The sequence below is a fragment of the Peribacillus sp. YIM B13477 genome, assembly GCF_042787955.1.
Classification (GTDB): domain Bacteria; phylum Bacillota; class Bacilli; order Bacillales; family DSM-1321; genus Peribacillus; species Peribacillus frigoritolerans.
Genome location: NZ_JBHZPD010000010.1, coordinates 1 through 11571, shown reverse-complemented (window position 1 = coordinate 11571; position 11571 = coordinate 1). Strand labels below are relative to the sequence as shown.

The window sequence follows — 11571 nt, the reverse complement described above, 5'->3', positions numbered from 1 at the left end:
AAACGGTCCTATCTCTTTCGTTCATCTAAAGCAACCTATACCATGTGGTTTGAAATCCTGCGAATAAGCGAGTATTCGTGAGCATTATCTATTAAACTGAGGGAGTTCATTAAGAAAAGCGATTCTTATTAAAGAATCGCGCCCTTTAACGGAACAACTTTATTGTCACTCAACAGTTCCTTAATTCACAATGGAAAAAGAAGTAGACTTTTTAAAACTTGCCCAGGGATTATTAGCGCTTAAAGTTAATTCAATTGGGAATCAAGACATTAAAATGATTCCTGAAACAATAATAACGGGAAAACCACCTTTAGGTTTTACCATTAAGGAATGGAAATATACCCCACATCTGATAAGGGCCATTTATCATGATCTCTGGCAAGTAGTATCTAGCAATGAACCTGTTCATATATGTGAAAATTTAAATTGTAAATTACCTTTTAAAAAGATAAAGCGGCAAAAATACTGTTCAAATGCTTGTAAACAGGAGGCTTTTAGGATCAGAAAAGATCCTGAAAAGTATGGATTTACTAAAGAACAAGTGCAATAAACAAAAGCAATATTATGTATTCAATAAAGGAGATATCTTAACATGGCTAAATTAAAACAACGAGGAAAGACATGGAGCTATCACATTTATTTAGGGATAGATCCACTTACCAAGAAGCGGAAGGAAATTTCAAAAGGTGGATTTAAAACAAAAAAGGAGGCACAAGCAGCAGCTCGCCTCGTGGAACTTGCAAAAGATAATGGGACCTTAATCAAAGAATCTGATATGCCGTTTGAACAATTCGCCCAGGATTGGTTAAAAACGTATAGCCGCAGTGGTGTGAAGATAAGCAGTGTAAGAGCTCGAGAAAAGGAAATGAAGCATTTCACCTCTGTTTGGGGACCTTATCCAATCAGTCGCATTACTAAGAAAATGTATGAAGAAAGGATTCTGGAGTTAAACGAAAAATACAGCCAAAATTATATGGATGGTATTCATGCTTGTGGAAGGATGATTTTTCGGAAAGGACTGATAAAAAATAATCCTACTGAGGAATTCAAAATGCCTAAAAAGCAGCAGAGTGTTGAAGAACTGGAGAAAGCAGAAGAGAATATTGTTTTTCTTGAAAAAGAAGAGCTTGCCCATTTTCTAAAATTAGCCTATACAGATGGGCTTGAAATGAATCATCTTGTCTTTACGTTACTATCCTATACAGGATTGCGAATAGGTGAATTATTGGCCTTAAAATGGGGGGATTTTAATGAAAATCAGGGTACTATCCGGGTTACTAAAACTCTTTATAACCCTACCAATCATTTTGAAAAATATCAGCTGTTAACACCAAAGACAAAGGGCTCTGTCCGTACAATCAGGATTGATGAAATGATAATCAATATGTTAAAGAAGCATCGGCTTAAACAAAATGAGAATAAATTTAAAAACAGACTTGTTTACCAGGATTATGGATTTATTTTCGCTCGAGAGGATGGACATCCAAAATTAAGAAAAGTTGTTGAGACCCGGCTTAAGAGACTTCTGAAAAAAGCAGAAATAGAAAAGAACATTACTCCACACTCATTTCGACATACTCACACTTCACTATTGATTGAAGCTGGAGTAGGCATTAAAGAAATATAACAGAGGCTTGGACATACAGATATTAATACTACAATGAATATCTATGCTCACATGACTGCCAATATGGAAGAAAAGGCCTCCCAACAGTTTAGCAAACTGATGAAAGACCTTCTCCTATAGTTAACTTTTTGTCATAGGTTGCCATGTTTTTTATAAAACGAGGACAAATCCGAGGACAAGAAAAGCATATTATCATTTTAGACGTTGATATAACAAGGTTTTAAAACCCTAATTACATCATGCCGCCCATGCCGCCCATGCCGCCCATGTCAGGCATGCCCATGCCGCCAGCGCCTGCAGGTTCTGGTTTGTCAGCAACGACAGCTTCTGTAGTTAAGAACATAGCTGCTACAGAACCAGCATTTTGTAGAGCTGAACGAGTTACTTTTGTAGGATCGACGATACCTGATTCGATCATGTTCACCCATTGTCCAGTAGCTGCGTTGAAGCCAGTGCCTACTGCTTCGCCTTTAAGGCGCTCTACGATTACAGAGCCTTCAAGTCCAGCGTTGTGAGCGATTTGACGAACAGGCTCTTCGATGGCACGAAGAACGATTTTCACGCCTGTTGCTACGTCGCCTTCCGCTTGGATTTCAGCGATTTTATTGTATACGTTAAGAAGTGCTGTACCACCACCGGCTACGATACCTTCTTCAACAGCGGCACGAGTGGAGTTCAATGCATCTTCAATACGAAGTTTACGTTCTTTCAATTCTGTTTCAGTAGCTGCACCGACTTTGATTACCGCTACACCACCAGCTAATTTAGCAAGGCGTTCTTGTAATTTTTCACGGTCGAATTCAGAAGTTGTTTCTTCTAATTGAACACGGATTTGGTTTACACGAGCTTGGATTTGAGCTGTATCCCCAGATCCTTCAACGATCGTTGTATTTTCTTTCGTAACAACCACTTTAGACGCACGGCCTAATGAATCGATTGTTGCAGATTTAAGATCAAGTCCGATTTCTTCAGTGATTACTTCACCGCCTGTAAGAGCTGCGATGTCTTCAAGCATTGCTTTACGACGGTCACCGAATCCAGGAGCTTTAACCGCAACAGCGTTGAATGTTCCACGAAGTTTGTTCACAACAAGAGTTGCAAGTGCTTCGCCTTCTACATCTTCAGCAATCAATAATAGCGGTTTTCCTTGTTGTACAACTTGCTCAAGTACAGGAAGGATTTCTTGGATATTCGTGATTTTTTTATCAGTGATCAAGATATATGGATTCTCAAGGACAGCTTCCATTTTATCTGAATCAGTAACCATGTATGGAGATGCATATCCGCGATCGAATTGCATACCCTCCACTACGTCCAACTCAGTTGTGAAACCTTTAGACTCTTCGATTGTGATGACGCCGTCGTTACCAACGCGCTCCATTGCTTCCGCAATCAGTTGGCCCACTTCTTCATCAGCTGAAGAGATGGCAGCAACTTGTGCGATAGACTCTTTGTTTTCAACAGGTTGGGAAATGGCTTTCAATTCTGCGATTGCAGTATTGACTGCTTTCTCGATTCCTTTACGGATACCCATTGGGTTCGCACCAGCTGTTACGTTTTTAAGACCTTCACGGATCATCGCTTGCGCAAGAACCGTTGCAGTAGTTGTACCGTCACCAGCTACGTCGTTTGTTTTGCTTGCTACTTCAGCAACCAATTTCGCACCCATGTTTTCGAATGCATCTTCCAATTCGATTTCTTTAGCGATCGTCACACCGTCATTTGTGATAAGCGGCGAACCGAATTTTTTCTCAAGAACCACGTTACGACCTTTTGGTCCAAGCGTTACTTTAACTGCATCTGCAAGTGCGTCCACACCACGAAGCATGGAGCGGCGAGCTTCTTCACTAAATTTAATTTCTTTAGCCATTTATAAGTACCTCCCTAAAATTTAAGAAAATTTTCGTTCAGTTAAGTATGATGTATAATTAGCCGATAACAGCTAGAATGTCGCTTTCACGTAAAATTAAGTATTCAGTGTCTTCGTATTTAACTTCAGTACCTGCATATTTTGAGAAGATAATTAGATCGCCTTGGGCAACCTCTAAAGCAACACGTTCGCCATTTTCAAGGACACGGCCAGTACCAACTGCTACTACCTTACCTTCTTGTGGCTTTTCTTTAGCAGTATCAGGAAGAACAATACCGCTTGCAGTTTTTTCTTCAGTTTGAACTAGTTCAATAATAACGCGATCACCTAATGGTTTTAACAAGTGAAACAACCTCCTCATATTCTCTTGATAATTTGTTTCATGATTATTAGCACTCTTCATCATCGAGTGCTAACACATTTATAATATTAAATAAACCGAGCCTTTTTTGCAAGTATCTTATTGAAAATTTTTTATTAATTTCTGATAAATTACGGGTAAACTACATTAGCATAATGATTTCCTAAACATAGTCATTGAAATGTCATGTTAGGGGTACCTTTAAGTGGTGTTCTGCCCCAATTTTTGATACCATTTTGTAGTATGCGTTTATAGATTGTCCCCATGTCAGTAACGTTCCAAGCGGATGGGTGACTATAAAGGAGTTTTCATTTTTGAAAAAAGAATATTGGTTCGTCATCATCATTTATATTGCCATGCAATTATCCAGTATTGTCGGGGTACCCATTTTCATGCTGATCGGGTCTTATACCGGAATGCCGGCTGATGAACTCGAAGTGAAATCTGCAGCATACTGGATAGTTTTCAGTTTTCTCGCTGCTTTATTCTTGATTCTTTTTTTAATGAGAAAAGATATGAGGGAAAAGCTGGACACGAGAAACCAAACTTCCGTATCCATGTCGATATTATGGGCAATTGCAGGAGTCTTCATGGCTCTTTTTGCGCAAAGCATTGCCGGAAGCATTGAACAAATGCTTGGGGTGGAGTCTGAATCTGAAAATACGCAGCAACTCATTTCACTTATTTACAAAGTCCCCATGGTCATTTTCGTCACTTCAGTAATTGGACCTATATTGGAAGAATTAATTTTCCGTAAAATTATTTTCGGATCACTTCATAAACGCTTTAACTTCTTTATTTCAGCTTTAATCAGCTCAGTTATTTTCGGCTTGGCGCATGGTGAATTTGAACATCTTCTTTTATATACGGCAATGGGCTTCACTTTTGCTTTCCTTTATGCGAAAACAGGCCGCATTCTCGTATCCATGAGCGCTCATATTGCGATGAACACGCTTGTTATCATCCTTCAAGTGGTATATCGGGAGGATATTGAGAAGATGCTAGATACTGCACAGGCCTTCATCGGAGGTTTATTATGAAACGTCAATCACCATTATTCATGGGCATCATTTATGCAGGCTTAGGAGCTCTTTTTACCGCTATCGCAATTCAAACCGTCAATTCTTCAGGATGGGGACTCTTTGCCTACATACTTGTCCTTATTGCGACTCTTGATTTTGGATCGGGATTACGCATGATCATGCTGCACTTTAAGATTAAAGCCGCACAAAAAAATAAGAAAAAATGAAAAAACGCTGCATAAAAGCAGCGTTTTTTCATTCCTCCAAAGCGGCTTCTTCCACTACCGGATAATGTTTCAGGAAGTAGATGAGCGACTGAAGTTCCACGGCCAGGTCAATGTGGTGGACCCTTATGGATGGCGGCACGGTCAGCCGTGCAGGTGTGAAATTCAATATTCCTTTTATGTCAGCTTTGACTAGACGATCGGTTATCGTCTGGGCTACCTGTGCAGGCACTGTCAATATAGCTGCAGTAATATTATTTTCCTGCAATAGTGTATCGATTTGATCCATATGGTAGATGGGCACATCAGCTATTCGCTTGCCGACCTTTTCTTCAGAAACTTCGAAAGCCATTTCAATTTTTGTATTATTATTTTTCATGAAATTGTAATTTAAAAAAGCGGTTCCTAAATTTCCCACTCCGATTAAAGCGACTTTGGTCAATTCATCTTGATCAAGTGTTTTTCTGAAGAAGGATAATAAATAATTGACATTGTAGCCGTAGCCTTTTTTCCCAAGCGCGCCAAAGTAGGAAAAATCACGGCGAATGGTAGCAGAATCCACTTTTACGGCTTCACTTAGCTCAGCCGAGGAAACTCTTTGTTTGCCTGAGGAATGTAAGTTCTTTAAAAATCGATAATACAATGGCAACCTTTTGGCTGTTGCCTGCGGTATCTTTGGGTCATGGTTCATTGTTCTTCCCCGCCTTCACACATGCTTTTCAACTTAATCTCTATCTGTTCGTTTTACTTGCCTTTTATAATCGCTACTAGACACTCCGCCTGTTTTCTCCACTAAGAATGTAGGCCCGATCACCATTCCCTTATCAATGGCCTTACACATGTCATAAACAGTCAAGGCAGTCACGGATGCAGCTGTTAACGCTTCCATTTCCACACCTGTACTCCCTTTTGTCTTAGCTTCCGTTTCAATCCTAAGCCTATATCCTTGTTCTTCTTTTTCCCAATCAAAGGCTATATTGACCCCTTGCAGAGCAATGGGATGGCACATCGGAATTATATTGGATGTATTTTTGCTGGCCATGATTCCTGCAACTTGTGCAACAGCCAGTACATCACCTTTTTTCATCTTATGGTTCGTGACCAATTCATATATTTCATCATTCAATAAAATGCTCGATTGAGCCACTGCCGTCCGGGTTGTTTCAGGCTTAGCACTCACATCGACCATTTTGGCCCTGCCCTGTTCATTAAAATGCGTTAAGTCTCCCATTTAAGTAACCCCTCCTAAATCATACACTATTATTCCACTTTATGTAACAGCTTTTCTTTCAGCTTGGAACCAAGCTGTTGCCGATAATAACTAAAATACGTTAAACTAACAGTAATCAATTGAGGTGAAATCTATGATTTTATTACAAATCAATCAACTATCGAAATATTATGGAGCTGAACTTATTTTATCAAATATGAAGCTCGAAGTTCAAAATAAAGATCGAATTGCCCTTGTCGGCCGAAATGGCGCCGGCAAATCCACCCTGCTAAAAATCATAGCCGGGCAGCTTTCCCATGATGGCGGTGAAATAATCAAACCAAAAGGCGTCACCATCGGCTATATGGCCCAGGATACTGGATTGGAATCCGAACTGACAATTTGGGATGAAATGCTTACTGTATTCACTGATCTTATAGAGCAGGAAAAGGAACTGCGTCGCCTTGAGGCTGATATGGCCAGACCTGACATCTTTGAAAACGAAACGGTTTACCAAAAAGTGCTGAATGAATACGACACTTTGATGGTGGCATTCAAAGAGAAAGGCGGTTATCAATATGAAGCGGATATCCGTTCCGTATTGCATGGTCTTCAGTTTGCCGACTTTGACTATTCTACCCCAATTTCCACTTTAAGCGGCGGGCAAAAAACAAGGCTTGCATTAGGTAAGCTGCTTTTAAGGAAACCGGATATATTGATTCTGGATGAGCCGACGAACCATTTGGATATCGAAACCCTCTCTTGGCTTGAACAATATTTACAAGGCTACCAGGGAGCTGTCCTCATTGTTTCCCATGACCGCTATTTTTTAGATAAAGTAGTAAACCTGGTATATGAGATTTCCCGGAATAACATGAAAAAATACCATGGTAATTATAGTTCTTACCTAGAGGGAAAAGCGGAAGATTATGAGCGGGACATGAAACTGTTCGAGAAACAGCAAGGGGAAATCGAAAAGCTTCGCGATTTTGTCCAACGTAATATCACAAGGGCTTCCACAACGAAAAGAGCACAAAGCAGACGTAAACAGCTCGAAAAGATGGATGTACTGGACAAGCCGCAAGGTGATGAAAAGTCCGCGAATTTTTCTTTCCAGATTGAAAGGCAAAGCGGAAATGAAGTACTCCACCTCCAGGACCTGGCTATCGGATACGAAGGGGAAACGGTATCAAAGAATATTAATTCCCGGATGACAAAAGGAGAGAGCATAGCTCTTGTCGGCCCAAATGGAGTTGGAAAATCAACTTTATTGAAAACGATCATTTCCAAGCTGCCTGCCCTTTCTGGGGATTTCCGGTTTGGAACGAACGTAGAAGTCAGCTACTACGATCAAGAACAGGCTAACCTTGTTTCCAATAAACGCGTACTCAATGAATTATGGGACGACTATCCCCTTAAACCGGAAAAGGACATTCGCACCGTACTCGGTAATTTCCTATTTAGCGGGGACGATGTTTTGAAAACCGTTTCCACACTAAGCGGGGGCGAAAAGGCTCGGCTTGCTCTAGCCAAAATGATGATGCAAAAAGGCAATTTTTTAATTCTTGATGAACCAACGAACCATTTGGACCTCGATAGTAAATTGGTGCTTGAAAATGCATTAATTGATTATCCGGGAACTATTCTATTCGTCTCACATGACCGTTATTTCATAAATCGGATAGCAACGAAAGTGATAGAGCTCTCCAAAGACGGCAACGAAGAATTCCTCGGTGATTATGATTACTATCTAGAGAAGAAACAGGAGCAAGCGGAAATCCAAGCACTTGAACAGCAGGATCAGGCTAAATCTTTAGATGCAGCTGTAGAAAAAACAAATTACAAAATTGATAAAGAAGCAAAAAAAGCTGAACGCCAGCGAAAACGGCGCATTGAGGAAATCGAGGCAGCCATGGAGCTTCTTGAAACCGAAATAAACGAATATAATGACCTCCTATGTGATCCAAATGTTTTTCAGGACCACGAAAAGGTAATGGAAGTCCAAACAAAACTTGATCATGCACAAGAAAGTTTGGATCAGCTTCTCGAAGAATGGGCTGAACTGGAAGAATGAAAAAGACCGAGTCAATTGACTCGGTCTTTTTCTTTTCCAACCAAAGTGTCGCTTGAAAGTTATCCACAAACTTGTTAACAAACCACTTACCGCTCATTAGCCATTAATTTGAGTTATACACATTATCCACAGAAACATATCCACTTATCCACAGAAACACCACTTTATACACATGCAGGATGATTATCAAAAAAACTTTATCCACAGAATATTCTATTATTTCATTAACACGATAAAAAGACAGGATGCCAAAGTGAGGGATCCTGTCTTCTCGTCCATTAAAATGCTTCTATATCCAATCCAGGATTTCCGTTCAAATCCAAACCGGATCGCTTTCCCTTTTCAAACATGACACTGCCAGCAGCACCAATCATGGCAGCATTGTCGGTACAAAGGTATAGGGGCGGAATGGATATATCCATAGGTAAATCCTTAAAAGCTTCCGTTAATGCTTCCCTAAGGCCTTTATTTGCCGCAACTCCTCCAGCAAGCAATACCTGTTTCACATTATATTCCTTTGCAGCCTTCACAGCTTTCATTACAAGCACTTCAATCACGCTTGCTTGGAAGCTTGCCGCTAAATCTTTAGGTTCAATTTTTTCCCCGCGCTGTTCTGCATTATGCAAAGTGTTGATTACCGCTGATTTTAACCCGCTGAAAGAAAAGTCATAGCTGCCATCCAACCATGCCCTAGGCAGTTTCAAAGATGGTGAGCCTTCTTGCGCAAGCCTATCGATATGAGGCCCGCCAGGATAAGGGAGCCCCAAGGTTCGAGCCACTTTATCATACGCCTCTCCTGCTGCATCATCCCGCGTCTCCCCGATGACCTTGAAAGAACCCGGTTCTTCTAAAAGCACCAATTCCGTATGGCCTCCCGAAACGACTAAAGAAAGCGCAGGATATTCAATCTCCTGAATAAGCCGATTTGCATAGATATGACCTGCGATATGATGCGTACCGACAATTGGTATTCCATGTGCGAAAGCTACAGCCTTCGCCGCATTCACACCTATTAATAGTGCCCCTACAAGGCCGGGACCTTCTGTAACGGCAATGGCATCCAAGTCTTCATATGTCACACCCGCTTGCAGCAGTGCTTCTTCAAGAACAATAGTAATTTGTTCTACATGATGACGGGAAGCTATTTCCGGAACGACACCGCCAAAACGTTTATGACTTTCTATTTGTGAAGCCACGACATTACTCAGTATTTCCGTTCCATTTTTTATGACGGCTGCAGCAGTTTCATCACAGCTTGTTTCAATTCCTAATATAATTTGTTCCTTTTTCATGAAAAATTCACCCACATAACATAAGCATCCTCTTGATTGTCTGTATAATAATTCTTTCGGATTCCGCCCTTTTGGAAACCAAGTTTTTCATAAAGCGAAATGGCTACGACATTACTGACACGGACCTCTAGTGTCATCCTCACCACACCCATTGAAATGGAGATTTCAATCATCTTCCTGAGCAAAGCTTCTCCAAGCTTTTGCCCTCTGTATTCTGGTAATATCGCAATATTGGTGATGTGTGATTCATCAATGACGATCCAGGCACCGCAATAACCGGCAATTTTCCCTTCATCCTCTATCACCATGTATACAGCATATTGATTATGATTCAATTCATTAAAAAAAGCTTCCCGGCTCCAAGGCAAAGTAAAGGACTGCTTTTCCACGTTAAGCACTTGGTCGATATCTGCCGTATTCATCTTTCGGAACGTCAATGTTTTACTCATAATGATCGTCGCTTTCCTTGTTTATTTCCCCTGCTGTTCAAGCCACTTAGCTTCTGCTTCAGCCATGCGGATATAATTCGGTACAAACTGGTGAACATCCACTTCAGCCTTATCAAGACCAATGAAGGCCAGTTCGCTTGGCCTTGAATTATAAGACTGTACTGGAGCAAATACCGCTAATTCACCTAATGCATCGGTAATTGCAACCCGATGGATGTCAACATCTTGACCAACAAATAAAACAGGACGATTTAATTCCTTCAATTGATTCGCCCACTCAGAGGATAGAATATTACAATCTTCAATGACTGTCTTTAAAGAATCCTTTTCCATTTCATATAAACCAGTATAAATCTGCCCTCTTCTTGCATCGAACAAGGGAGATATCAACCCGTTAAAATAACGTCCATTAGCTGCTAAAACCTCTAAGCTGGAAACACCTGATAACGGAATCTGAAGCGTCCAGGCCAAGCTTTTCGCTATCGTCACTCCAATCCTGACCCCTGTATAGGAGCCTGGACCTTGAGCGACCACTATCTTAGTCAATTCCTTCGGTTTAGTATCGCAGTCCCTCAACAGTGTTTCAATTGCTGGCATTACCCGCACCGAATGATTTTTCTTTAGGTTCGTCGTATACTCACCAATTACTTGATTCCCGTTTACAAGTGAAATCCCTAATGTGAAATTCGATGTATCTATAGCTAAAACCTTCATCAAATAATCTCCTTACATAACTTTACATATCGTTCGCCTTTGGCTTCCAAAACAATACGCCGGCTTGTATCGCCCAAACGATAGATATAAATGGTCAAGATTTCCTCTGGGAGGTGATCCTTTATTAAATGGGCCCATTCAACGACAGTCACACCATCACCATCAAAATATTCATCAAATCCTAAATCTTCTTCCGATTCACTTACCCGATAGACATCCATATGATACAAAGGCAAGCGACCCATGTACTCCTTTATTATCGTAAAGGTAGGGCTATTCACCATTCTGGTAACACCCAATCCTTTAGCCAGCCCTTTTGTGAATGCCGTCTTCCCTGCACCCAAGTCACCTTCTAGAGCCAGCACATCTCCACTGGAAAGCTTTTGTGCCAATTTGTGCGCAAATTGCGCTGTTTCTTCCTCATTCTGAGAAATCCATTCAACATGTTGCATATATCAATCACCTTTATCATTATTAGGAAAACGTCCGTCCTATAGTTCATGTCGAGAACCATAAACGCAATATTATGGAACAAAAACCATTCTATATGTAGTTTACCTTGTTTCAAAAGAAGAAACAAATAAGTTAAGGACATATTCTTCGAATATCAGATAAAACAAAAAAACGAAACCTAAGTTTCGTTTTTTTCATGATTGCGGGGACAGGATTTGAACCTGCGACCTTCGGGTTATGAGCCCGACGAGCTACCGGACTGCTCCACCCCGCGA

13 protein-coding genes and 1 tRNA gene are annotated in these 11571 nt (G+C 40.7%); 5 read left to right on the top strand and 9 right to left on the bottom strand.

From position 1 onward, the window contains the following. Positions 1 to 190: 190 nt before the first annotated feature. A complete protein-coding gene (locus tag ACFX4H_RS22680) occupies positions 191 to 550 on the top strand; it encodes a hypothetical protein (protein WP_377436297.1) in 360 nt (119 codons plus the stop codon). 42 nt (positions 551 to 592) lie between these two features. Next, positions 593 to 1627: a site-specific integrase gene (locus ACFX4H_RS22675; RefSeq protein WP_377436296.1), complete on the top strand. Its 1035-nt coding sequence runs from the start codon at positions 593 to 595 to the stop codon at positions 1625 to 1627. A 232-nt stretch (positions 1628 to 1859) separates the two neighbouring features. On the opposite strand, the gene groL is transcribed toward ACFX4H_RS22675, so the two are convergent. Continuing rightward, a complete protein-coding gene (gene groL / locus ACFX4H_RS22670; protein WP_034306335.1) occupies positions 1860 to 3497 on the bottom strand; it encodes a chaperonin GroEL in 1638 nt (545 codons plus the stop codon). Positions 3498 to 3555: 58 nt separating this feature from the next. Further along, entirely contained in the window at positions 3556 to 3840 is a 285-nt protein-coding gene (gene groES / locus ACFX4H_RS22665) for a co-chaperone GroES (RefSeq protein ID WP_034306337.1), read from the bottom strand. 332 nt (positions 3841 to 4172) lie between these two features. On the opposite strand from groES, the gene ACFX4H_RS22660 reads away from it, so the two are divergent. Then, positions 4173 to 4898: a CPBP family intramembrane glutamic endopeptidase gene (locus ACFX4H_RS22660; protein WP_063592363.1), complete on the top strand. Its 726-nt coding sequence runs from the start codon at positions 4173 to 4175 to the stop codon at positions 4896 to 4898. Then, on the top strand, positions 4895 to 5107 hold the full coding sequence (locus ACFX4H_RS22655) for a YdiK family protein (protein WP_034306342.1): 213 nt from the start codon (positions 4895 to 4897) through the stop codon (positions 5105 to 5107). The genes ACFX4H_RS22660 and ACFX4H_RS22655 overlap by 4 nt, the downstream gene beginning before the upstream one ends. Positions 5108 to 5135: 28 nt before the next feature. Here ACFX4H_RS22655 and ACFX4H_RS22650 read toward each other — a convergent pair whose 3' ends face one another. Continuing rightward, entirely contained in the window at positions 5136 to 5795 is a 660-nt protein-coding gene (locus ACFX4H_RS22650) for a redox-sensing transcriptional repressor Rex (RefSeq protein ID WP_034306345.1), read from the bottom strand. Positions 5796 to 5828: 33 nt separating this feature from the next. Next, positions 5829 to 6335: a cyclic pyranopterin monophosphate synthase MoaC gene (moaC, locus tag ACFX4H_RS22645; protein WP_034306347.1), complete on the bottom strand. Its 507-nt coding sequence runs from the start codon at positions 6333 to 6335 to the stop codon at positions 5829 to 5831. Between the two features lie 133 nt (positions 6336 to 6468). On the opposite strand from moaC, the gene ACFX4H_RS22640 reads away from it, so the two are divergent. Further along, positions 6469 to 8388: an ABC transporter ATP-binding protein gene (locus ACFX4H_RS22640; RefSeq protein WP_063592365.1), complete on the top strand. Its 1920-nt coding sequence runs from the start codon at positions 6469 to 6471 to the stop codon at positions 8386 to 8388. Between the two features lie 278 nt (positions 8389 to 8666). Here the strand turns inward: ACFX4H_RS22640 and tsaD are convergent, their stop codons facing one another. The 5 genes from tsaD to ACFX4H_RS22615 all read right to left on the bottom strand — a co-directional run bounded on the left by tsaD (position 8667) and on the right by ACFX4H_RS22615 (position 11570). Beyond that, a complete protein-coding gene (gene tsaD / locus ACFX4H_RS22635; protein ID WP_034306605.1) occupies positions 8667 to 9680 on the bottom strand; it encodes a tRNA (adenosine(37)-N6)-threonylcarbamoyltransferase complex transferase subunit TsaD in 1014 nt (337 codons plus the stop codon). Then, positions 9677 to 10129, bottom strand: a complete 453-nt coding sequence (rimI, locus tag ACFX4H_RS22630) for a ribosomal protein S18-alanine N-acetyltransferase (RefSeq protein WP_034306352.1) — start codon at positions 10127 to 10129, stop codon at positions 9677 to 9679. Before rimI ends, tsaD begins: the two co-directional genes overlap by 4 nt. Positions 10130 to 10150: 21 nt before the next feature. After that, positions 10151 to 10843 (bottom strand): tRNA (adenosine(37)-N6)-threonylcarbamoyltransferase complex dimerization subunit type 1 TsaB, encoded by a 693-nt coding sequence (gene tsaB, locus ACFX4H_RS22625; protein WP_241637708.1) that lies wholly within the window; start codon positions 10841 to 10843, stop codon positions 10151 to 10153. After that, positions 10843 to 11295, bottom strand: a complete 453-nt coding sequence (gene tsaE / locus ACFX4H_RS22620) for a tRNA (adenosine(37)-N6)-threonylcarbamoyltransferase complex ATPase subunit type 1 TsaE (RefSeq protein WP_034306358.1) — start codon at positions 11293 to 11295, stop codon at positions 10843 to 10845. Before tsaE ends, tsaB begins: the two co-directional genes overlap by 1 nt. A gap of 201 nt (positions 11296 to 11496) precedes the next feature. Continuing rightward, a tRNA-Met gene (locus tag ACFX4H_RS22615) sits at positions 11497 to 11570 on the bottom strand. Position 11571: the final 1 nt, after the last annotated feature.

What these genes read in the sequence shown, in the direction of transcription:
- moaC (WP_034306347.1), bottom strand. Translation starts at nt 6,335, where the DNA reads ATGGGAGACTTAACGCATTTTAATGAACAGGGCAGGGCCAAAATGGTC.
- ACFX4H_RS22680 (WP_377436297.1), top strand. Translation starts at nt 191, where the DNA reads ATGGAAAAAGAAGTAGACTTTTTAAAACTTGCCCAGGGATTATTAGCG.
- ACFX4H_RS22675 (WP_377436296.1), top strand. Translation starts at nt 593, where the DNA reads ATGGCTAAATTAAAACAACGAGGAAAGACATGGAGCTATCACATTTAT.
- tsaD (WP_034306605.1), bottom strand. Translation starts at nt 9,680, where the DNA reads ATGAAAAAGGAACAAATTATATTAGGAATTGAAACAAGCTGTGATGAA.
- ACFX4H_RS22650 (WP_034306345.1), bottom strand. Translation starts at nt 5,795, where the DNA reads ATGAACCATGACCCAAAGATACCGCAGGCAACAGCCAAAAGGTTGCCA.
- groL (WP_034306335.1), bottom strand. Translation starts at nt 3,497, where the DNA reads ATGGCTAAAGAAATTAAATTTAGTGAAGAAGCTCGCCGCTCCATGCTT.
- ACFX4H_RS22640 (WP_063592365.1), top strand. Translation starts at nt 6,469, where the DNA reads ATGATTTTATTACAAATCAATCAACTATCGAAATATTATGGAGCTGAA.
- rimI (WP_034306352.1), bottom strand. Translation starts at nt 10,129, where the DNA reads ATGAGTAAAACATTGACGTTCCGAAAGATGAATACGGCAGATATCGAC.
- tsaB (WP_241637708.1), bottom strand. Translation starts at nt 10,843, where the DNA reads ATGAAGGTTTTAGCTATAGATACATCGAATTTCACATTAGGGATTTCA.
- ACFX4H_RS22655 (WP_034306342.1), top strand. Translation starts at nt 4,895, where the DNA reads ATGAAACGTCAATCACCATTATTCATGGGCATCATTTATGCAGGCTTA.
- tsaE (WP_034306358.1), bottom strand. Translation starts at nt 11,295, where the DNA reads ATGCAACATGTTGAATGGATTTCTCAGAATGAGGAAGAAACAGCGCAA.